The following is a 19,481-nucleotide window of genomic DNA, read 5'->3' on the forward strand; positions in this document are numbered from 1 at the left end:
GACCGGTAACCGGGCTGTCGGTTGTGTGCTCAACCGCAAGGTTTGCTGACCTGCTGATTCTTTTCCAGGCCCCGGATGCGCTTGATCCGGCCCTGTTTGTTGAGGACGAGCTGCCAGGCGACCTCGCCCTGCCGATCGCAGAGGTAGAATCGGCCATTGCCCATCTTTGTCGTACCATTGGGATAGAAGCTGATCTTCTTCGACGCGCCTGCCCAGCGCAGCTGCCGCGGAACATCGATCGCATGGTGACTGATGACGAGCCCGGTCGCGGGCGAGCGGAGTATCCAGCCTCTTTCCCAGGAGCTGGTGCAGGTGCTGCCATCGACGGTGCCGCAGAGCTCCACGTCGCGATGAGTCGCCACGCTCAAGGCCCGGGCATGGGCGAGCTGGCCCTGCAACTGCTCGGTGAGGGCTTCGAGCGTGTTGCGTTGAAGAAAGTGGGAGAAGGCGGGCAGTGCAATGCTGCTCGCGATGCAGAGCAGGCATACAACGATAAGCAGCTCCGCCAACGACATGCCTGTGTTGGTTCGTTTCATGACCACGTCCTTGTGGTTCGAATGAGGTTGCCTTTCTCTTTTCAGCCTTTGCTGAGGCCAGGTCAACGCTCGACGGTTTATTGAAGGAGAAGTTTGTGACGCAGTTCCTGGTTGTGGGCGGCGGTGTAATCGGGCTGCTCAGCGCGGCGATGTTGGCGCGGGACGGGGCGCAGGTCGTGCTGGCCGAACGGCAGGCTGCCGGCCAGGAGGCATCCTGGGCCGGTGGTGGGATCGTTTCGCCGCTGTATCCGTGGCGCTACAGCCCGGCCGTGACGGCCCTGGCGCATTGGTCGCAGGCGTTCTACCCGGAGCTGGGCGAGCAGCTGCTCGCCCAGACGGGCGTCGATCCCGAGGTGCACGTGACCGGCCTCTACTGGCTGGACCTGGAAGACGAAGCGCAGGCGCTGGAGTGGGCGCGTCGGGAAGGGCGGCCGCTTCGGTCGGTGGACCTCGAGCAGGTCCATCGGGCGGTTCCGCCGCTGGGGCCGGGGTTCTCCAGCGCCATCCACATGCCGGGCGTGGCTAACGTGCGCAATCCCAGGTTGCTCCGTGCGCTGCGCGAGGCGTTGCGGCGGATGCCCAACGTACGTCTGCTGGAGAACTGTCCGGTGCGCGGCTTCGTCCGTCAGGGGGAACGCATCCTCGGCGTGGAGACGGCGCAGGGGCAGATGTTGGCGGATCAGGTGGTGGTCGCGGCCGGTGCCTGGTCCGGCGAGCTCCTGGCCACGCTTGGCCTCGAGCTGCCGGTCGAGCCGGTCAAGGGGCAGATGATTCTCTTCAAGTGCGCCGACGATTTCCTGCCGAGCATGGTGCTGGCCAGGACGCGCTATGCGATCCCGCGCCGCGACGGGCATATCCTGGTGGGCAGTACCCTGGAGCATGCCGGCTTCGACAAGACGCCCACCGATACCGCGCTGGACAGCCTCAGGGCCAGCGCCATCGAACTGCTGCCCGCGCTGGCCGATGCCGAGGTGGTGCGTCATTGGGCCGGGCTGCGTCCGGGGTCGCCCGAAGGCGTTCCTTATATAGGACGGGTGGATGGTTTCGAGGGGCTGTGGCTCAACTGCGGCCATTACCGTAACGGTCTGGTGCTGGCGCCGGCGTCCTGCCAGTTGCTGGCCGATCTGATGAGCGGGCGGGCGCCGATCGTCGACCCCACCCCGTACGCGCCGGGCGGTCGGCTGGGTTGAGCGTTGACGGCCAGGGGCGGGGATTAGCATCGACACACTTTGCTGATACATTGCCGCCCCTTCGGGCCCGATGCCGGGCCGATCACCATTCTGTTCGATGAGGTCTTCGTGGCGAAGAAAACCACCTCGTTCGCAGGCCTGGGTGGCCTGGTGTACTCCACCGACGGCGGCAAGCACTGTCCCGACTGCGGCAAGCCGCAGGCCGAATGCATCTGTGGCCAGAGCGTGATTCCGGCCGGCGACGGGATTGCGCGCGTGCGCCGCGAAACCAAGGGGCGCGGCGGGAAAACCGTCACCACCGTTACCGGCATACCCCTGACCGAGGTCGAGCTCAAGGCGCTGGCGACGGCGCTCAAGCGTCGGTGCGGCACCGGTGGCTCGCTCAAGGACGGGGTCATCGAGATCCAGGGCGACCACGTCCAGCTGCTGCTCGACGAGTTGCTCGAGCGTGGCTTCAAGGCGAAGAAGTCCGGCGGCTGAGGGCTGATCGCACGACCGCCCGCTTGTGAAACGATTTTCCCGGGCCCCGGCCTGTCCAAACCCGATATGCCTGCCGCGTGATCAGCGCCGCGGCTGGACGAATGCATTTTTCAGGAGGCTTCGATGCCTGTACGACGCACACGCAAAGACGATGGCAGCCAGTGGACCGCAGCCGACAGCCGCAGTGTTTACGGCATTCGCCACTGGGGCGCCGGATACTTCTCGATCAATGACGAGGGCCAGGTCGAGGTCCGCCCGCAGGGACCCGATGGCGCACCGGTGGAATTCACCGGCCTGATCGAGCAGCTGCGCGAGGCAGGTCTCACCCTGCCGTTGCTGGTGCGGTTTCCCGACATCCTGCAGGACCGCGTGCGGCGGCTGACCGGCGCCTTCGACGCCAACATCGAGCGTCTCGAATACCAGAGCCGCTACACCGCGCTGTACCCGATCAAGGTCAACCAGCAGGAAGCGGTGATCGAGAACATCATCGCCACCCAGAACGTCTCCATCGGGCTCGAGGCGGGCTCCAAGCCGGAGCTGATGGCGGTGCTGGCGCTGGCGCCCAAGGGCGGCACCATCGTCTGCAACGGCTACAAGGACCGCGAGTTCATCCGCCTGGCGCTGATGGGCCAGAAGCTCGGGCACAACGTCTTCATCGTCATCGAGAAGATGTCCGAGGTGGGCCTGGTGATCGAGGAGGCCGCCGAGCTCAAGCTGGTGCCGCAGGTGGGCCTGCGCGTGCGGCTGTCGTCGCTGGCGTCGAGCAAGTGGGCCGATACCGGCGGTGAAAAGTCCAAGTTCGGCCTGTCCGCCGCACAGCTGCTGACCGTCATCGAGCGCTTCCGCGAGGCTGGCATCGACCAGGGCGTGCGCCTGCTGCATTTCCACATGGGCTCGCAGATCGCCAACCTCGCCGATTACCGCGACGGTTTCCGCGAAGCCATCCGTTACTACGCCGAGCTGCGCGCGCTGGGCCTGCCGGTCGACCACATCGACGTCGGCGGCGGCCTGGGCGTCGACTACGACGGCACCCATTCGCGCAACGCCAGTTCGATCAACTACGACATCGACGAGTACGCGGGCACCGTGGTCGGCATGCTCAAGGAGTTCTGCGACCGCCAGGAGCTGCCGCACCCGCACATCTTCTCCGAAAGCGGGCGGGCGATGACCGCGCACCACGCGGTGCTGGTGATGCAGGTGACCGACTTCGAGCGCCACAACGACGAGGCGCCGACCATCGAGAACTACAACGAGCTGCCCGACATCGTGCAGTCGCTGGCCGACCTGCTCGGCCCGTCGGACCCGGAGATGGTCACCGAAACCTACTGGCGTGCCACCCACTACATGAGCGAGGCCGCGGCTCAATATGCCGCCGGCAAGCTGACGCTGGCGCAGAAGGCGCTGGCAGAGCAGAGCTACTTCGCCATCTGCCGCCGCCTGTACAACCAGCTCAAGGCCCGTCAGCGCTCGCACCGCGCCGTGCTGGACGAGCTCAACGACAAGCTCGCCGACAAGTACATCTGCAACTTCTCGGTGTTCCAGAGCCTGCCCGACACCTGGGCGATCGACCAGATCCTGCCGATCGTGCCGCTGCAGCGCCTGAACGAGGAGCCGGTGCGCCGCGCCGTGCTGCAGGACCTGACCTGCGATTCGGACGGCAAGATCAAGCACTACGTGGACGAGCAGAGCATCGAGAGCAGCATGCCGGTGCATGAAATCCAGGCCGGCGAAGAGTATTTCCTCGGTGTCTTCCTGGTCGGCGCCTACCAGGAGATCCTCGGCGACATGCACAACCTGTTCGGCGACACCGACTCGGTGAACGTCTACCAGCGCGAGGACGGCACCTTCTACCACGCCGGCATCGAGACCCACGACACCATCGAGGACATGCTGCGCTACGTGCACCTGTCGCCGGAAGAGCTGATGACCTACTACCGCGACAAGGTGGCCGGGGCCAAGCTCAGCGCCAAGGAGCGGACCCAGTACATCGACGCGCTGCGCCTGGGCCTGACCCGCTCGTCCTACCTCACGCCCTGAGCGGCGCTCAGGTGATCACTCCGAAGCCGCGCGCCATCAGCGCCGCGGCCAGGGGGATCAGCAGCAACAGCATCAGTTCCAGGCGGATCACCCAGGTCACCCACTGGCCGGTCTGTGGGCTGACTTCCGGCACCTGGCCGGCCTTGAGCGCGTTGCGCCAGTTGAGAAACGTCAGGGTCGGGTAGATCGACAGCAGCGAAACCAGCAGGAACAGCGCGATCTTGGCGTGGAAGGCGCTGTTGCTCAGGTAGTAGCCCAGCCCCTTGCCGAACCAGACCACCCGGGTGATGCCGGTGGCCAGCACCACGGCAGCGGTCACGCCGAAGGCGATGTCGATGCGGAACAGGCTGCGTGCCCGCTCCAGGGTCAGCGGCAGGCGAAACAGCTGGTGCTCGAGCGTGAGCAGGGCGAACAGCACGAAGATGGCGATGAAGTGCAGGTAGGCGGCGAACGCGTACGCCATGTCAGGATCCTTTCGGTTCGGCGTGTGGTGGTTGGTGCGCAAGGGTAAACCAGCCGTCATCGCGCTGCAGCTTCCAGGCGAGCATCCCCAGGCAGAGCGCGCGCAGCAGCATGAACGTGAGGAACGCCAGCCAGAGCCCGTGGTTGCCGAAGCCCTGGAGCAGCCAGCCGAGCGGCAACGCGATCGCGACCGCCAGCAGCATGCTGTCGCGCATCTCCCGCGCCCGCGTGGCACCGATGAACAACCCGTCTAGCAGGTAGCTCCATACCGCCACCAGCGGCAGCGCGGCGAGATAGGGCAGGTAGGTGATCGCCTGTTCGCGTACCGGGGCGATGTCGGTCTGCAGCTGGACGAAGAGGGTGCCGCCTAACAGGAAGAACAGGCCGAAGCCGGCGCTCGCCAGCAGCGACCAGCCCCCGGCCACCGTCATCACGCGCACCAGTTCGCGGCGATCACCTGCGCCGATGGCCCTGCCGGCCAGGGCCTCGACGGCATGCGCCAGGCCGTCGAGCGCATGGGCGGTGAGCATCAGCCCGTTGAGCAACAGCGCGTTGGCGGCCACTGTGGCGTCGCCCAGGCGGGTGCCCTGGGTGGTGACCAGAAAGAACACCAGCTGCAGCGCCAGGGAGCGGATGAAGATGTCGCGATTGACCGCCAGCAGAGGTCGCCAGTTGCGCCACAGGCCCAGCGCCCGGGTATTCAGCTTGCCGGGATGGTGCGCCAGTGCCCTGGGTACCAGCGCCAGGCCGATCAGCACAGCGGCCCATTCGGCCAGCACCGAAGCCCGCGCGGCGCCGGCGACGCCCCAGTCCAGGCCCAGCACGAACCAGAGGTCCAGCGCGACATTGGTGAGGTTGGCGGTGAGCAGGATCGCCAGCGGTGCGCGGGCATTCTGTGCGCCGAGGAACCAGCCGATCAGTGCGTAGCTGGCGAGCGCCGCCGGCAGGCCGAACAGGCGGGTGTGGAAATAGTCGCGGGTCAGGGCGTCGAGTTCGGCCGAGGGCTGCATCAGCTGCAGCGCCAGCCCGCTGAGCGGCACGGCGGCCAGGCCCAGCAGCAGCGCGAAGCCGAGCGCCAGCAACAGTCCCTGCAGAAGGACCTGGCGCAGCGCGCCGCCATCGCCGCGACCGACCGCCTGGGCGGCGAAGCCGGTGGTGCCCATGCGCAGGAAGCCCAGCACCCAGACCAGAAGCGTGTAGAGGCTGCCGCCTACCGCCACCGCCGCCAGCTGGTGGGCGTGGGGCAGATGCCCGATCACCGCGGTGTCGACCAGCGCCACCAGCGGCACCGACAGGTTGGACAGGATCATCGGCGCGGCCAGCGCCCAGACCCGGCGATGGGTAGGGCGATCGCGCCAGGCGGTCATCGGCATGGGGAAGGCTGGCTTGATGGGGAAGCGCGCATGATACGGCGCGATGGCCGGCAGGTCTGCTGCGTCAGTGAATGATCCAGCTCAGCAGCCAGAGCCCGAGGACCAGCCAGATGATGCCGGCGACGATCGAGCGGCGGAAGAAGGCCCGGGCGGCGGCCACCAGCAGCAACAGGCCGACCACCAGAGCGCCGAGGCTGATCACCGACTGGTCCATGCCCAGCGCTTCGGAGAGGCCGCGGAGAAAGTTGTGGCCGGCGACGGCGAACAGGCCGAAGAACCATTCGAGCCCGTCGACGATATAACGGATCACCGTGCCCAGCGCCTGGCCGAGCCAGCCGAAGAAATCTACCTGCATGTTTCGCTCCCTTGGGTCGAGTGCTGCGCCGTCGTCCACGCACGGCGCCTCACTTGGGCTGCGGTGACGGTCGGGGAGTTCCGTAACCCCGGGGTATGGCGGCCTTCCGGGCGTTCTGCCTTTCGTCGGTGCGCTCGGGTGCGGGTGAGCGGAGCCGCTAAGATCCTGAAACCTTTTGTAGTAAATGCCGCCGCAACGGCGGGTCCTCAATCGTTGTTCCCGAGGTAGACATGATGATCGAACGGCGTATGGGGATGGCCCTGGCAGGGCTGCTGGGACTGGGATGCGGGGATCTGATGGCGCGTCCCACGGTGGAATCGATCGAAGGTTCGTTGCGCTCGGGGCGGCCGCACGTGGCCGGCGAGCTGATCGTGCAGTTTCGCGCCGAGGCCAGCGAGGAGGCCAAGAGCGCCGCCTATTCGCGGCACGCCGCCTCGCCTGCGCGGCGCCTGGCGAGCAAGCGCGAGCGTCGCGACGGCAGGGGCGATCTGGTGAAGGTGCGCCTGGCCGGCAAACGGCTCGACAGGGCGACTCTCGCGGCTTTCCTGAACGACCCCGCGGTCGAATACGTCGAGCCCAACTGGGTCTACCGCACCCAGCGGAGCAACCCCAACGATCCGGGACTGGAGTGGATGTGGGGGCTGCAGGGGCCGACCACCTCGCCCGCGCACCCCTACGGCTCCGGCGCACTGGCGGCCTGGAATGCGTCGGCGCTCTGCTCGAGTCAGGTGCATGTCGGGGTGATCGACGAAGGCGTGATGGTCAACCACCCCGATCTGCGCGCCAATGTCTGGGTCAACCCGGGCGAAGGCAGCCGGCCCGACGGCCAGGACAATGACCGCAACGGCTTCGTCGACGATGTCCACGGCTGGGATTTCGACGCCAACGACGCCTCGGTCTTCGATGGCGTGCAGGACGATCATGGCACCCATGTGGCGGGGACCATCGCCGCGGTCACCAACAATGGCATCGGGGTGGCTGGCGTCTGCCCGAGCGCGAAGTTGATCGCCGCCAAGTTTCTCGGCGCCGATGGAGGCACCACGGCCGGCGCCATCGCCGCGGTGAATTACCTCACCACCCTCAAGCGCGAGAAGCGCATCGCCCTGGTCGCGACCAACAACTCCTGGGGCGGCGGCGGTTATTCCCAGGCGCTGGCCGATGCCATCCGGGCCGCGGGCGATGCCGGGATCCTGTTCATCGCCGCGGCCGGCAACGACGGCCTCGATATCGACCGTTTCCCCAGCTACCCGGCCAGCTACGCGCTGCCCAACGTCATCACCGTGGCGGCCCACGACCCGAGCGGTGCCCGGGCCGAGTTCTCCAACTACGGCGCCGCCAGCGTGCACCTCTCGGCGCCCGGCGTGGACATCATCTCCACCGCGCCGATGACGGCCACCGAAGGCGGATATGCCTACTACAGCGGCACCTCGATGGCGGCCCCGCACGTCGCGGGGGCGGCAGCGCTGTATGCCTCGCTCAACCCCTGTGCCAGCGCGGCGCAGATCCGCGACGCCCTGTTGCGCCATGCCGTACGCGATCCACAGCTGATCGGCTCGGTGCAGCAGGGACGGCGCCTGGATGTCTCGGGGTTTCGCCGTGAGCTGGCCTGTACCGCGCCCTGATGGCGTTTCGATAGTGCGACATCGGTCGTCAGGCTGACACATTGACGGGGTAGACTCGGCCCGTACTGATAAGCCGAGTCTATCGATGATCACCACCATGAAATCGTGGTTCGCCGCGCGTCCCACCGCGCGCCCCTGGCGCTTGATATTCGCCGCCTGCGGGCTGCTCGCCCTGTACCAGCTGCATCAGGTCCATCTGGACGATCACCTCTATCATGCGCTGAAGTCGGCGTGGCGCCAGGCGGCGCCGGCGTCCGCGGGCATGGCCCTGGGCAGCTACCAGGTACGGGTGGAGGCTCATCCGGTCGCACAGGTGCAGAACAACCTTTCCGGGCTGGCCTTCGATGAAGACCGTGACCAGCTCTGGGCGGTCGTCAACAACCCCGAGACCCTGCTCGCCCTGAGCCGCGACGGCCACGTGCTTGGCCAGTACCCCCTGAGCGGCTTCATCGATGTGGAGGGCGTCGCCTACCTGGGGGACGACCTTCTGGTGGTGCTCGAAGAGCGCAGCCAGGCCGTCCACATACTGCCGGTGCCCACCAGCCCCGGATCGATCCATCGGCACCAGTCGCGCAGCCTGACCCTGGCGCTCGGTGACGGCGACAACCTGGGCTTCGAAGGCGTCGACTACGATCGTGCCGGCGACCGGCTGTTCGTGGTCAAGGAAAAGTCCCCGATGAAGCTCTACGAGATCCGCGGGCTCAAGGGGAGCATGAATGGCGCGCTGAACATCGAGGTGATCGACCGGGCCGCCTGGCTGGCTGACCAGCTGCCGGTCAGCGATCTGTCATCGGTGCATTACGATGCGCGCAGCGGCCATCTGGCGCTGCTCAGCGACGAGTCGCAGATCATCGTCGAACTGGACGGCGAGGGCCGACTGGTCAGTTCGCGGCCCCTCTGGAGCGGTTTCGCGGGCCTCGAGCGCGGCGTGCCGCAGGCCGAAGGGATGACCTTCGATGGGCGTGGCGACCTTTACCTGGTCAGTGAGCCGAACCTGTTCTACGTCTTTTCGCGGCAGTGACGGCAGGCCGGCTCAGCCGCGATTGATCAGCCAGACGCCGCCGAAGATCAGCAGCAGTCCGGCGATCTTGCTCAGGCTGACCGCCGACTGACGGAAGCCGGCCCAGCCGAAGTGATCCAGCAGCGTCGCCATCGCGAGCTGGCCGGCCAGGGCCAGCGCCATGAACAGCAGCGCACCGATGCGCGGTCCGGCGAAGGCTGCGGTGGTGATGAAGAACGCGCCGAGCAGCCCGCCGCTCCAGTGCCACCACGACAATTCCCGCAGCGCCTGCATCGTCGGCAGTTCGCGCTGGGCGATGACCAGCGCCAGCAATGCCAGGGTGCCGATCGCGAAGGAAATCAGCGCGGCACCGGTGACGCTGGCGATCTGCCGACTCAGTTGTCCGTTGATGCCGGCCTGCAGGGGCAGGAAGGAACCGGCGATGAAGGGCAGCGCGAGCAGCCACCAGGCAGTAGCGGGCATCTGAAATCTCCGGAAACGGGGCGCGACAGTATGGGCAAGGTCGGCTGTCGTCGCCACGTCAGCGCTGCAGGATGCGCTCCGCATTGGCCTGGCCGAGGGTCATCGCGAAGAAGGCGTCCTTGCCGCGGGTATAGGCGGCGCGGTCGTAGGGGTGCTGGCGGGCGAGGGCGCGCTTGAGGTCGGCATAGGCTTCGGCCACGTCGGGATGGCGCCGCAGATAGTCGCGAAAACGCAGGTGCTTGTCGGCTTCGGCGAGGGTCATCACGTGCACGTGATGGGTGCGCTGACGGCCCTGGGGGAGCATCGACTTGACGAAGAACATGCGCTCCGGGGCGACGTTGTCGCGCCAGTGGACATAGCCCAGCGACAGCAGCGGCACGACGAGCTGGCGCCAGTCGCACCCCGGCGGCGGCAGCATCATGATGTCGATGATGGGTTTGGCGGCAAGGCCGGGGACGGAGGTGCTGCCGAAATGCTCGAAGCGCATCCCCTCAATGCCGTAGGCCTTCATGGTGCGGTTGATCGCGCAGGCTTCGTCCAGGTAGCGCCGAGGCCAGCCAGGGTCCGGCGAGCGGATTTCGATCAGCTCCGCATCGTCCTGTCGGCGCCGCTCTTCGGAAGACAGAGGGCGTAGATGTCCAGTGCGCATGGCGGCCCCCCTGGCTGTTCCGGTAACGCTGCGACGAGGTCCGTACGATGCGGGACCAACGTTTCGACGGCGTCGCTGTCAGGATAGTTCAGCTTCGGGAGCCGCGCAGGCGCTCTAGCGCGGCGGGTATTGCGACAGCACCTGGGTCACCGTCTCGCGTATCGCGGCGGCACGTTCGCCGGGGCCTGGCTGGCCTGCCTGCAGCATCTGGCTGCCGGTGCCCCGCCAGACCAGTTTGCCGTCGCGGCGGTCGTAGAGGTCGATCTGCAAGGTGCCCACCTGGTAGCGGATGGTGCGCATCTGGGTGATTCCCGGCCCGCCCCAGAAGCCATGCCAGGGGCCGCCCCAGCCGCCGTAGCTGCTGGTCATCACCTGCTCTTCGCGCTCATCGACCAGGTACCAGGCCTGGACCAGCAGGTCGGCGCTGGTGCCTGCCGCCACCGGGCGCAGGCCCCGCTGGTCGAGCTGGTCGCCGATGGCCTCGCGGATGCGTTGCTCGGTCAGGTCGCTCTGGATGCGGGGGTCGTCCGGCCGATACTGCACCGCCGGTTCTTTCCAGTCCCAGCTGCGGTATCCGGCGAAGTCCCGGTTGGGGTCGAAGTCCCGATCGAGCTGAACGCTCTGGCAGGCGGCGAGCAGCAGCAGGGCGGGAATCAGAAGCAGTCGCTGGATCATGTCGATCTCCTGCATTGAATTGGGGGCCGAGCCAGCGGCGCTAGCGCGGCGGATAATCGTCCAGCGCACGGTGCACCGCTTCGCGCATCGCGTCGGCACGCTCGGCCTGGCTGCCGGAGCTGCGGGCTTCGGCCTGGTTGCTCCAGACCTGTCGTCCCGTGGCCGCGTCGAACAGGGCGATGCGCACCAGCATGACCTGTTCTTCGTAGCTGCGCGCCAGCGGGACCTGGCCTCCGAGGCCGTACCCGCGGCCGTAGAGGCCTTGCCCGTAGTAGGTGCCGTAACTGTCATAAACCTGCCGCGTGCGGGTCTCCAGGCGTGCGTCGGCGGTGACCTGCACGTCGCCCCGGCTGCCGCCGGGCGCCGGCCTCAGGCCACGCTGGTCGAGCGCGCCGCTGACCATCTCCTGCAGGCTTTCGGGGGTGACGGATGCCGTGCCGGCTGGCGGCGATCTCCAGCTCCAGTGCTGGTAGCGGGAGAAGTCCAGCGGCGCTGCCGGATAGGCGCTCATGTCCGGCCCCTGGCCGACGTTGGCCGGCGCGGGCGGAATCGGCGTGGACTCTGCGACGTAGGGCTGCGGCCCTTGGCAGCCGACCAGACCAAGGCAGAGCGCCAGGGCGAGCGGGCGGATCATGTCGGAACCTCCTGTGCCGTAATCAGCGTGGACGGCACAACCAGTGCAGGTAGCGGCCGAGGCCGGCGAAGGCCGGATGTCTGCGATGGGCCAGCTCCATTTCGACCAGCTCGGCCGGTTCTGCGCGTGCCTGGAAATCGGACGGCATGTAGTCGTGGAAGACCCGCACGCCGCTACGGTGTTCGACCCTCCACTGCGCGTCGAGTTGCGCGGCCAGCTCGCGTGGGTCCAGGGGTCGCTGCGGCGTCAGGCTCTGCCGCTCGCCGGCGAACTGCCCGCTGCGCAGCTTCTTGAAGTGGCCCTTGAGCAGGTTGCGGTAGATCAGCGCGTCGCGGTTGTAGAACGCCAGCGACAGCCAGCCATCGTCGGCGGTGAACTGGCGCAGCACCGGCAGGATCGCCTGGGGTTCGGCCAGCCATTCGAGCACCGCATGGCAGATCACCAGGTCGAACGGGCCCTCGAGCCGCTCGGGCAGCGCCTGCCAGGGCGCCTGGATGAAGGTCGCTTCCTGACCGGCCTCGGCGAAGCGCTGGCGGGCGCCCTCGATCATCGGTTCGGCCGGCTCGGTGAGGGTGACCCGGTGCCCCTGCGCGGCGAGCCAGAGGCTCATGTGGCCGAGCCCCGCGCCGACGTCCAGTACCCGCAGCGGGCGCTCGGGCAGCGCCTCGGCCAGGTCGGCCTGCAGCACGGCCAGGCGAATCGCGCCCTTGGCGCCGCCATAGATCTTCTCGGCGAAGCGGGTCGCCAGTTCGTCGAAGTGGCGATCGCTCATCGGGCGAAGCGCCGTTCGTTGTCGGCGAGCTTGGCCAGCAGCGCCTGTTCCATGTCGATGCCCAGCTCGCTGCAGAGCAGCATCAGGTACATCAGGATGTCGCCCACCTCTTGTCCGACGTGTTCGCGCTGCGCCTGGTCGAGCTGCCGTGCCTGGTCCTCGTCGAGCCACTGGAAGATCTCCACCAGCTCGGCCATCTCGACGCTCGCGGCCATGGCCAGGTTCTTCGGCGAGTGATAGCGGCGCCAGTCGTTGGCGTCGCGGATGCGGTGCAGGCGCTGCACGATCGTGTCGATGTTCATGGGACGGCTCGCGTGAAAAGCCGCTAGCTTCCGCCAGGCGCCGCGCGGGCGCAACCGGCGGTCGAGGCTAGGCGCGGACTTTGAGGATGCGCTCGATCGCCTCGATGCCGGGGCGGTAGTCGTCCTGTTCGATGGCGCCGAAGGCGTGCTCCAGGACCCGCTCGGCAAGGCGTTCGTGCTGCTGGGAAATGGCGTTGACCGGCAGCGGCATGAAGTCGAGCAGCTGCGAGTCGCCGAAGGTGGCCAGGCGCAGGTGTTCGGGCCAGAGCATCTGGCGCTCGCGCAGGGCATCGAATACCCCCTTGAGCAGCAGGTAGGCGGTGGTCACCAGGGCATCGGGCATGTCGTCGGCGAGCAGTTCGAGCATCTTTTCACGTCCGCTGGCCCGGCTGAACTGCTCGGCCCGCAGAATGCTGACGCGCCCGGAGAAGCCTTCGAGCGCATCGTTGAAGCCGCGCTCGCGCTCCTGGCTGATCCGCAGGCCCGGGCGGGCGTTGATCAGCGCGATGTGCCGGGGAGGTGGGCTCAGCAGCGAGGCGGTGAGCTGGGCGCCGGCCTGGTGGTCGTCGCTGACCACCGAGCGGAAGTGCTCCGGGTCCATCGCCCGGTCGAGGGCGATGATCGGCAGGCCGGCCTCGAGCAGGCGGCGATAGCCGCGGTCCTCGGCCGGCAGGCAGCTGGCGACGATCAGCGCGTCGCAGCGCCGCGATCGCATCACCTGCACCACGGTGCGCTCGGCGTCCGGGTCGTCATCGGAGCTGGCGATGAGCAACTGGTAGCCGCGCCGGCGCGCGCCTTGCTCCAGCAGTTTGGCCAGGCGGGCGTAACTGGGGTTCTCCAGGTCCGGCACCACCAGCCCCAGGGTGCGGGTCTGGCCGCGACGCAGGCCGGCGGCCTGCTGGTCGGGCTGATAGCCCTGCTGCTCGACGATCGCCATGACCCGCTCGACCGTCGCCTGGCTGATGCGCCGGCGCTGGGCCTGGCCATTGATCACGTAGCTGGCGGTGGTCACGGAGACCTGGGCGAGGCGGGCGATGTCGGTCAGTTTCAAGCGAATGTCCTAAGGTTGATGGGGCGTATCGGCCGCGGGACTTCTAGGATGACCCGAGAGTAGGGTATGTTTCCAGTCTTGGTGAAACGTTTCAGCAGTCGTCCGGTCATACCGCCTCTCATGATTTCGCTCGCCCGCTGCACCGCGAGCGAGCCCATTCCGGCGGGCCGTAGCCGGTACAGGAGACCCCATGCTCGAGTTGCATGCCCAGCATATCCGCATGCGCCAGTACGCAGCCGACAAGTCCGCCGCGCTGGCGCTGATGGCCGACACCCTGGTGGCCGATGGTCTGGTGGCCCCCGGTTATCTGCAGGGCCTGCGCGCCCGCGAGGACCAGGGCTCGACCTACCTCGGCCAGGGAATCGCGATTCCCCATGGCACCCCGCAGACCCGCGACCAGGTACATGCCACCGGCGTGCGCCTGCTGCAGTTTCCCGATGGCGTCGACTGGGGCGACGGCCACCGCGTCTACCTGGCGATCGGCATCGCCGCCCGCTCCGACGAACACCTGCGATTGCTGCAGCTGCTTACCCGCGCCCTGGGCGAGGCGGACATGAGCGATGCCTTGAAGAGCGCCGAGCGCGCCGAAACCATCATCGACCTGCTGCAGGGCGCGCCCCGGGAGCTGGCCCTCGACAGCCAGCTGGTGGCCCTGGCCACTGCCGCCGATGATTTCGACGAGCTGGTCTGGCAGAGCGTCAGGCTGCTGAAAAAGGCCGACTGCGTCGAGTCCGGCTTCGGCCACAGCCTGTCGCTGGATGAAGCGCTGCCGCTGGGCCAGGGCCTCTGGTGGCTGAGCAGCGAGCAGTCCGTGCTGCGCCCGGCGCTGGCCTTCGTCACACCGGCCAGGGCCTTGAGCCACGGCGGGGAGCCGGTAACCGGGCTGTTCTGCCTGGCCAGCCTCGGCGAAGCCCATCGCGCGATGCTCGAGCGCCTCTGCGACCTGCTCATCGAAGGGCGGGGCGAGGAGCTGGCCCATGCCCGCAGCAGCCGCGTGGTGCTCGAGGCCCTGGGCGGCGAGGTGACCGCGGACTGGCCGCAGGCACGGGTGGTCCTGGCCAACGCCCACGGCCTGCACGCGCGCCCGGCGAAGAGACTGATCGAAGTCGCCCAGCAGTTCGCCGGCGATATCCGTGTGCGGCTGGCCGGCACCGATGGCCCCGGTGTGTCGGCCAAGAGCCTGAGCAAGCTGCTCGCGATGGGCGTCCAGCGGGGCCAGGCGCTGGAGTTTCTCGCCGAGCCGGGCATCGCCGCCGACGCCCTGCCGGTGCTGGTGGCGGCGGTCGAGGAGGGGCTCGGCGAGGCGGTCGAGCCGCTGCCCGCCGAGCTGGACGAAGTGCTCGAGGCGCCGGCCGCCTACCCGCAAGCCGATGCCGCCGCCGTGCCGAGGCTGCAGCCGGGCGAGCGCATCCAGGCCGTGGCCGCTTCGCCCGGCATCGCCATCGGCCCGGCGCTGGTACGCACGCCACTGACGATGGACTTCACACGCGAGGGCGCATCGGCGCAGGTCGAGCAGCAGCGCCTGGACGCCGCGCTGGACGAGGTGTTCGCCCAGATCGACCGGCTGATCGCCGAAAGCGACGTGGCCAGCGTGCGCGACATTTTCGTCACCCACCAGGCGATGCTGCGCGATCCGGCCCTGCGCGAGGACGTGCTGGCGAAGATCCAGCAGGGCCTGAGCGCCGAAGCGGCCTGGGCCGACGAGGTCGAGGCGGCGGCGCGCCAGCAGGAAGCCCTGCACGACGCGCTGCTGGCCGAGCGTGCCGCGGATCTGCGCGACGTCGGCCGGCGGGTGCTGGCCTGCCTGATCGGCGCCGAAGCCGAGCAGGCACCGGACGAGCCCTACGTGCTGGTGATGGATGAGGTAGCGCCTTCGGATGTCGCCACCCTCAACCGCCAGCGGGTGGCCGGCATCCTCACCGCGCGTGGTGGCGCCACCGCCCATAGCGCGATCATCGCGCGTGCGCTGGGCATTCCCGCCATCGTCGGCGCGGGCGCGACGGTGCTGGGGCTCGACAGGGGCACGCTCCTGCTGCTCGATGGCGATCGCGGCGAGCTGCAGGTCGCGCCGAGCGAGGGCGAGCTGCAGAAGGCGATCGAGGCACGGGCCCAGCGCCTGGAACGACAGCGCCTGGCCGACGCCCGGCGCATGGAACCGGCGGTGACGCGCGACGGGCGGCGGATCGAGGTAGCCGCCAACCTGGGCAGCAGCGCCGAAACCGCCGATGCGGTGGAGCAGGGCGCCGAAGCCATCGGCCTGCTGCGCACCGAGCTGGTCTTCATGAACCACGCCCAGGCGCCGGACCAGGCCACCCAGGAAACCGAATACCGACGCGTGCTCGACGCCCTCGGTGGCCGGCCGCTGGTGGTGCGTACCCTCGACGTGGGGGGCGACAAGCCCTTGTCCTACTGGCCGATGCCCGCCGAGGAGAACCCTTTCCTCGGCGTGCGCGGTATCCGCCTGAGCCTGCAGCGCCCGGACATCCTCGACGTGCAGGTGCGCGCCCTGCTGGCCTCGGCCGAGGGACGGCCGTTGCGCATCATGTTCCCCATGGTCGGCTTCATGGAGGAGTGGCGCGTCGCCAGGCAGCTGGTGGACCGCCTGCGCGAGGAAATTCCGGTGGCCGACCTGCAGGTCGGCATCATGATCGAGGTGCCGTCGGCCGCGCTGATCGCGCCCGTGCTGGCCGCCGAGGTGGATTTCTTCAGCATCGGCACCAACGACCTGACCCAGTACACCCTGGCCATCGACCGCGGCCATCCCTCCCTCTCGGGCCAGGCGGACGGCCTGCACCCCGCGGTGCTGCGGCTGATCGGCATGGCCGTCGAGGCGGCCCATGCCCATGGCAAGTGGGTCGGCGTCTGCGGCGAGCTGGCCGCCGATGCGCTGGCCGTGCCCTTGCTGATCGGCCTCGGCGTTGACGAGCTGAGCGTGTCGGCGCGCAGCATCGCCCTGGTCAAGGCACGGGTGCGCGAACTCGATCAGGCCCGCTGCCGGCAACTGGCCCAGCAGGCCCTCAACCTGCCCGGCGCGGCCGACGTGCGCGCCTTCGTGACGGAGCAAAGCTGATGGCGAGGATACTGAGCATCACGCCCAATCCGGCGATCGACCTGACCGTACGCCTGGGCGACCTGCGCCTCGGCGAGGTCAATCGCGGCGAGTCGCTGAGCGTCCATGCGGCCGGCAAGGGGCTCAACGTGGCCCAGGTGCTGGCCGACCTGGGGCATCGCTGCACGGTCAGCGGCTTTCTGGGGCAAAGCAACCCCAACGATTTCGATGCGCTGTTCGCCCGCCGCGGTTTCGCCGACGAGTTCGTCCGTGTGCCGGGCGAGACACGCAGCAACGTCAAGCTCGCCGAAACCGGCGGGCGGGTGACCGACATCAACGGCCCGGGGCTGATGGCCAGCGAGCAGGCCCAGGCGATGCTGCTGGCGCGCCTGGCCCGCATCGCGCCGGGCCACGACGCGGTGGTGGTCGCCGGCAGCCTGCCGCGGGGCGTCGGTGTCGAGTGGTTCTCCGAGCTGCTCGGGATGCTCCGGCAACTCGATATCCCGCTGGCGATCGACACCAGCGGCGCGGCGCTGCGGGCCGGGCTCGCGGTGTCGCCCTGGCTGATCAAGCCCAATGAGCAAGAGCTGGCCGATGCCAGCGGCGCAACGCTCGATTCGTCCGCGGCGCTGGCGGCCGAGGCCGGACGGCTGCGCGACACCGGGATCGAGCATGTGGTGGTGTCCCGGGGCGCCGAGGGGGTCAGCTGGTTCGGCCCGGAGGGGCTGCTGCAGGCGGCGCCGCCCGGGGTCGAGGTGATCAGCACCGTCGGTGCGGGCGACTCGCTGCTGGCGGGCATGCTCCACGGGCTGCTCGAGGGCTGGAGCGGCGAGCGCACCCTGCGCCTGGCCACGGCGGTCGCCGCGCAGGCGGTCGGGCAGATCGGTTTCGGCATCGGCGACCGCCAGCAATTGGCCCGGCTGGAAACCGAGGTGAGCGTGCAGGCGCTCGAGCCAACCCCGACACGAGGTGAGGAATGAATCTTCTGATCGTCACGGCCTGCCCGAACGGCATGGTCACCAGCGTGCTGACGTCGCGCCTGCTGGAAGCCGCGGCGCAGCGCCTCGGCTGGTCGACGCGTGTCGAGGTGCACGACCCGCGTGCGATCGGCTCGCCACTGACCGCCGCCGAAATCGCCGCCGCCGACCTGGTGGTGGTGGTCAGGACCGGGCCGTTGTCCCTGCAGCGCTTCGTCGGCAAGCGGCTGGTGCAGTCGACGCCGGCTCAGGCGCTGCGCGACCCCGAGGCGTTCATCCAGCAGGCGGCTGCCGAGGCCCAGGTGTTCGAGGGCGAAGGCGAGCCCGCCACGGCGCAGGCTGAGCGCTCGCCGCGGCTGGTGGCGATCACCGCCTGCCCGACCGGGGTGGCGCACACCTTCATGGCCGCCGAGGCCCTGCAGCAGGCGGCCGGGAAGCTCGGCTACCAGTTGCAGGTCGAAACCCGCGGTTCGGTTGGCGCGCGCAACGTGCTGGAGCGCCAGGCCATCGAGGATGCCGATGCGGTGCTGCTGGCCGCCGACATCGAGGTGGATGTCGAGCGCTTCGCCGGCAAGCGCATCTACCGCTGCGGTACCGGCGTCGCCCTGAAGCAGCCCGAGGCGACGCTGCAGAAGGCCCTCGACGAAGCGCGCGTCGAGAGCAGTGGCGCAAGCGCTGCCGACCAGGCGCCGAAAAAGGCCGAGAAGACGGGCGTCTACAAGCACCTGCTGACCGGCGTGTCCTACATGCTGCCGATGGTTGTGGCCGGTGGATTGCTGATCGCCCTGTCGTTCGTCTTCGGCATCGAGGCGTTCAAGGAAGAGGGGACGCTCGCCGCGGCCCTGATGAAGATCGGCGGCGAGACCGCCTTCCAGCTGATGGTGCCGCTGCTGGCCGGCTACATCGCCTATTCGATCGCCGACCGCCCGGGCCTCGCGCCGGGGATGATCGGCGGGCTGCTGGCCGGCAGCCTGGGCGCCGGTTTCATCGGCGGCATCATCGCCGGCTTCGTGGCCGGCTACAGCGCGCTGGCGGTGATCCGCTGGGTGCGGCTGCCGGTGAGCGTCGAGTCGCTCAAGCCGATCCTGATCATTCCGCTGCTCGCCAGCCTGTTCACCGGGCTGGTGATGATCTATGTGGTCGGTACGCCGGTCGCGCAGATGCTCAACGGGCTGACCGCCTTCCTCGACACCATGGGCACGTCCAACGCGATACTGCTCGGCCTGTTGCTCGGCGCGATGATGTGCGTGGACCTGGGCGGGCCGATCAACAAGGCGGCCTATGCCTTTTCCGTCGGCCTGCTGGCTTCCCAGAGCTATGCGCCGATGGCCGCGACCATGGCCGCCGGCATGGTGCCACCGATCGGCATGGCGATCGCCAGCGTGCTGGCCCGACGCAAGTTCGCCCAGGCCGAACGCGAAGCCGGCAAGGCCGCCGGCGTGCTGGGGCTGTGCTTCATCTCCGAGGGGGCGATTCCCTTCGCCGCCAAGGACCCGCTGCGGGTCATCCCCGCCAGCATCGCCGGCGGCGCGCTCACCGGCGCGCTGTCGATGGCCTTCGGCTGCCGCCTGCTGGCCCCCCACGGCGGGCTGTTCGTGCTGCTGATCCCCAATGCGATGAACCACGCGCTGCTCTATCTGCTGGCCATCGCCGCCGGCAGCCTGCTGACCGGCGTGGTCTATGCCGTCATCAAGAAGCCCGAGGCACAACCGTTGAGCGTCGACGCCGTCGCCTGAGCTGAACTAAGGCCCCGCAGCTGCATCCATCCATAGCGGGTGAGGTGTATCAAAACGTTTCGCTTCGCCCCTTCGCCTCAACCGACGAGCAGGAGCGT

General features: G+C 68.5%; 19 protein-coding genes. 8 read left to right on the forward strand and 11 right to left on the reverse strand.

Features of this window, described 5'->3' with window-relative positions:
- Positions 1–29: 29 nt before the first annotated feature.
- Positions 30–536, reverse strand: a complete 507-nt coding sequence (locus DN824_RS17520) for a GspH/FimT family pseudopilin (protein ID WP_125865157.1) — start codon at positions 534–536, stop codon at positions 30–32.
- A gap of 95 nt (positions 537–631) precedes the next feature.
- Here DN824_RS17520 and thiO point away from each other — a divergent pair, with 95 nt between their 5' ends.
- The 3 genes from thiO to speA all read left to right on the forward strand — a co-directional run bounded on the left by thiO (position 632) and on the right by speA (position 4,243).
- Positions 632–1,726 (forward strand): glycine oxidase ThiO, encoded by a 1,095-nt coding sequence (thiO, locus tag DN824_RS17525; RefSeq protein ID WP_138409694.1) that lies wholly within the window; start codon positions 632–634, stop codon positions 1,724–1,726.
- Positions 1,727–1,834: 108 nt separating this feature from the next.
- Positions 1,835–2,206 carry a translation initiation factor Sui1 gene (locus DN824_RS17530; protein WP_138409695.1) on the forward strand — a complete coding sequence of 124 codons (372 nt, stop codon included), beginning with the start codon at positions 1,835–1,837 and terminating at the stop codon, positions 2,204–2,206.
- A 123-nt stretch (positions 2,207–2,329) separates the two neighbouring features.
- Positions 2,330–4,243 (forward strand): arginine decarboxylase, encoded by a 1,914-nt coding sequence (gene speA, locus DN824_RS17535; RefSeq protein ID WP_138409696.1) that lies wholly within the window; start codon positions 2,330–2,332, stop codon positions 4,241–4,243.
- A gap of 7 nt (positions 4,244–4,250) precedes the next feature.
- On the opposite strand, the gene DN824_RS17540 is transcribed toward speA, so the two are convergent.
- The 3 genes from DN824_RS17540 to DN824_RS17550 form a co-directional block, all read right to left on the reverse strand.
- Positions 4,251–4,706, reverse strand: a complete 456-nt coding sequence (locus DN824_RS17540) for a DUF2214 family protein (protein WP_138409697.1) — start codon at positions 4,704–4,706, stop codon at positions 4,251–4,253.
- 1 nt (position 4,707) lies between these two features.
- Complete coding sequence (locus DN824_RS17545; RefSeq protein WP_241666729.1) at positions 4,708–6,072, reverse strand: MATE family efflux transporter; 1,365 nt, start codon at positions 6,070–6,072, stop codon at positions 4,708–4,710.
- A 70-nt stretch (positions 6,073–6,142) separates the two neighbouring features.
- The gene (locus tag DN824_RS17550; RefSeq protein WP_138409699.1) at positions 6,143–6,433 is read right to left on the reverse strand and encodes a hypothetical protein; all 291 of its coding nucleotides are present in this window, start codon (positions 6,431–6,433) and stop codon (positions 6,143–6,145) included.
- 230 nt (positions 6,434–6,663) lie between these two features.
- Here DN824_RS17550 and DN824_RS17555 point away from each other — a divergent pair, with 230 nt between their 5' ends.
- Both DN824_RS17555 and DN824_RS17560 read left to right on the forward strand, forming a co-directional pair.
- Positions 6,664–8,055 carry a S8 family serine peptidase gene (locus DN824_RS17555; RefSeq protein ID WP_138409700.1) on the forward strand — a complete coding sequence of 464 codons (1,392 nt, stop codon included), beginning with the start codon at positions 6,664–6,666 and terminating at the stop codon, positions 8,053–8,055.
- 97 nt (positions 8,056–8,152) lie between these two features.
- A complete protein-coding gene (locus DN824_RS17560) occupies positions 8,153–9,076 on the forward strand; it encodes an SdiA-regulated domain-containing protein (protein ID WP_241666727.1) in 924 nt (307 codons plus the stop codon).
- Between the two features lie 12 nt (positions 9,077–9,088).
- On the opposite strand, the gene DN824_RS17565 is transcribed toward DN824_RS17560, so the two are convergent.
- The 7 genes from DN824_RS17565 to cra form a co-directional block, all read right to left on the reverse strand.
- Entirely contained in the window at positions 9,089–9,538 is a 450-nt protein-coding gene (locus DN824_RS17565; RefSeq protein ID WP_138409702.1) for a DMT family transporter, read from the reverse strand.
- Between the two features lie 58 nt (positions 9,539–9,596).
- Positions 9,597–10,187, reverse strand: coding sequence for a GrpB family protein (locus DN824_RS17570; RefSeq protein ID WP_138409703.1), 591 nt, complete (start codon positions 10,185–10,187; stop codon positions 9,597–9,599).
- 114 nt (positions 10,188–10,301) lie between these two features.
- Positions 10,302–10,862 (reverse strand): DUF4136 domain-containing protein, encoded by a 561-nt coding sequence (locus DN824_RS17575; protein WP_138409704.1) that lies wholly within the window; start codon positions 10,860–10,862, stop codon positions 10,302–10,304.
- A 40-nt stretch (positions 10,863–10,902) separates the two neighbouring features.
- Positions 10,903–11,496 (reverse strand): DUF4136 domain-containing protein, encoded by a 594-nt coding sequence (locus DN824_RS17580; RefSeq protein ID WP_138409705.1) that lies wholly within the window; start codon positions 11,494–11,496, stop codon positions 10,903–10,905.
- Between the two features lie 22 nt (positions 11,497–11,518).
- Positions 11,519–12,268 (reverse strand): methyltransferase domain-containing protein, encoded by a 750-nt coding sequence (locus DN824_RS17585; RefSeq protein ID WP_138409706.1) that lies wholly within the window; start codon positions 12,266–12,268, stop codon positions 11,519–11,521.
- Positions 12,265–12,570: a nucleotide pyrophosphohydrolase gene (locus DN824_RS17590; RefSeq protein WP_138409707.1), complete on the reverse strand. Its 306-nt coding sequence runs from the start codon at positions 12,568–12,570 to the stop codon at positions 12,265–12,267. The genes DN824_RS17585 and DN824_RS17590 overlap by 4 nt, the downstream gene beginning before the upstream one ends.
- Before the next feature lie 67 nt (positions 12,571–12,637).
- Entirely contained in the window at positions 12,638–13,621 is a 984-nt protein-coding gene (gene cra / locus DN824_RS17595) for a catabolite repressor/activator (RefSeq protein ID WP_138409708.1), read from the reverse strand.
- Positions 13,622–13,811: 190 nt separating this feature from the next.
- On the opposite strand from cra, the gene ptsP reads away from it, so the two are divergent.
- The 3 genes from ptsP to DN824_RS17610 are packed head-to-tail and all read left to right on the forward strand — an operon-like array spanning position 13,812 to position 19,383.
- Positions 13,812–16,691, forward strand: a complete 2,880-nt coding sequence (ptsP, locus tag DN824_RS17600) for a phosphoenolpyruvate--protein phosphotransferase (protein ID WP_138409709.1) — start codon at positions 13,812–13,814, stop codon at positions 16,689–16,691.
- The gene (gene pfkB, locus DN824_RS17605; RefSeq protein ID WP_138409710.1) at positions 16,691–17,650 is read left to right on the forward strand and encodes a 1-phosphofructokinase; all 960 of its coding nucleotides are present in this window, start codon (positions 16,691–16,693) and stop codon (positions 17,648–17,650) included. The genes ptsP and pfkB overlap by 1 nt, the downstream gene beginning before the upstream one ends.
- On the forward strand, positions 17,647–19,383 hold the full coding sequence (locus tag DN824_RS17610) for a PTS fructose-like transporter subunit IIB (RefSeq protein ID WP_138409711.1): 1,737 nt from the start codon (positions 17,647–17,649) through the stop codon (positions 19,381–19,383). Before pfkB ends, DN824_RS17610 begins: the two co-directional genes overlap by 4 nt.
- The last annotated feature ends 98 nt before the right edge of the window (positions 19,384–19,481 follow it).

It is taken from the genome of Stutzerimonas nosocomialis (assembly GCF_005876855.1).
GTDB lineage: Bacteria > Pseudomonadota > Gammaproteobacteria > Pseudomonadales > Pseudomonadaceae > Stutzerimonas > Stutzerimonas nosocomialis.

Excerpts from the sequence above, each read along its gene's own strand:
- DN824_RS17580 (WP_138409705.1), bottom strand. The coding sequence starts at position 11,496 with ATGATCCGCCCGCTCGCCCTGGCGCTCTGCCTTGGTCTGGTCGGCTGC.
- speA (WP_138409696.1), top strand. The coding sequence starts at position 2,330 with ATGCCTGTACGACGCACACGCAAAGACGATGGCAGCCAGTGGACCGCA.
- DN824_RS17565 (WP_138409702.1), bottom strand. The coding sequence starts at position 9,538 with ATGCCCGCTACTGCCTGGTGGCTGCTCGCGCTGCCCTTCATCGCCGGT.
- DN824_RS17550 (WP_138409699.1), bottom strand. The coding sequence starts at position 6,433 with ATGCAGGTAGATTTCTTCGGCTGGCTCGGCCAGGCGCTGGGCACGGTG.
- DN824_RS17585 (WP_138409706.1), bottom strand. The coding sequence starts at position 12,268 with ATGAGCGATCGCCACTTCGACGAACTGGCGACCCGCTTCGCCGAGAAG.
- ptsP (WP_138409709.1), top strand. The coding sequence starts at position 13,812 with ATGCTCGAGTTGCATGCCCAGCATATCCGCATGCGCCAGTACGCAGCC.
- DN824_RS17560 (WP_241666727.1), top strand. The coding sequence starts at position 8,153 with ATGAAATCGTGGTTCGCCGCGCGTCCCACCGCGCGCCCCTGGCGCTTG.
- DN824_RS17540 (WP_138409697.1), bottom strand. The coding sequence starts at position 4,706 with ATGGCGTACGCGTTCGCCGCCTACCTGCACTTCATCGCCATCTTCGTG.
- DN824_RS17575 (WP_138409704.1), bottom strand. The coding sequence starts at position 10,862 with ATGATCCAGCGACTGCTTCTGATTCCCGCCCTGCTGCTGCTCGCCGCC.
- DN824_RS17590 (WP_138409707.1), bottom strand. The coding sequence starts at position 12,570 with ATGAACATCGACACGATCGTGCAGCGCCTGCACCGCATCCGCGACGCC.
- DN824_RS17610 (WP_138409711.1), top strand. The coding sequence starts at position 17,647 with ATGAATCTTCTGATCGTCACGGCCTGCCCGAACGGCATGGTCACCAGC.
- DN824_RS17570 (WP_138409703.1), bottom strand. The coding sequence starts at position 10,187 with ATGCGCACTGGACATCTACGCCCTCTGTCTTCCGAAGAGCGGCGCCGA.
- DN824_RS17545 (WP_241666729.1), bottom strand. The coding sequence starts at position 6,072 with ATGACCGCCTGGCGCGATCGCCCTACCCATCGCCGGGTCTGGGCGCTG.
- DN824_RS17555 (WP_138409700.1), top strand. The coding sequence starts at position 6,664 with ATGATGATCGAACGGCGTATGGGGATGGCCCTGGCAGGGCTGCTGGGA.
- DN824_RS17520 (WP_125865157.1), bottom strand. The coding sequence starts at position 536 with ATGAAACGAACCAACACAGGCATGTCGTTGGCGGAGCTGCTTATCGTT.
- pfkB (WP_138409710.1), top strand. The coding sequence starts at position 16,691 with ATGGCGAGGATACTGAGCATCACGCCCAATCCGGCGATCGACCTGACC.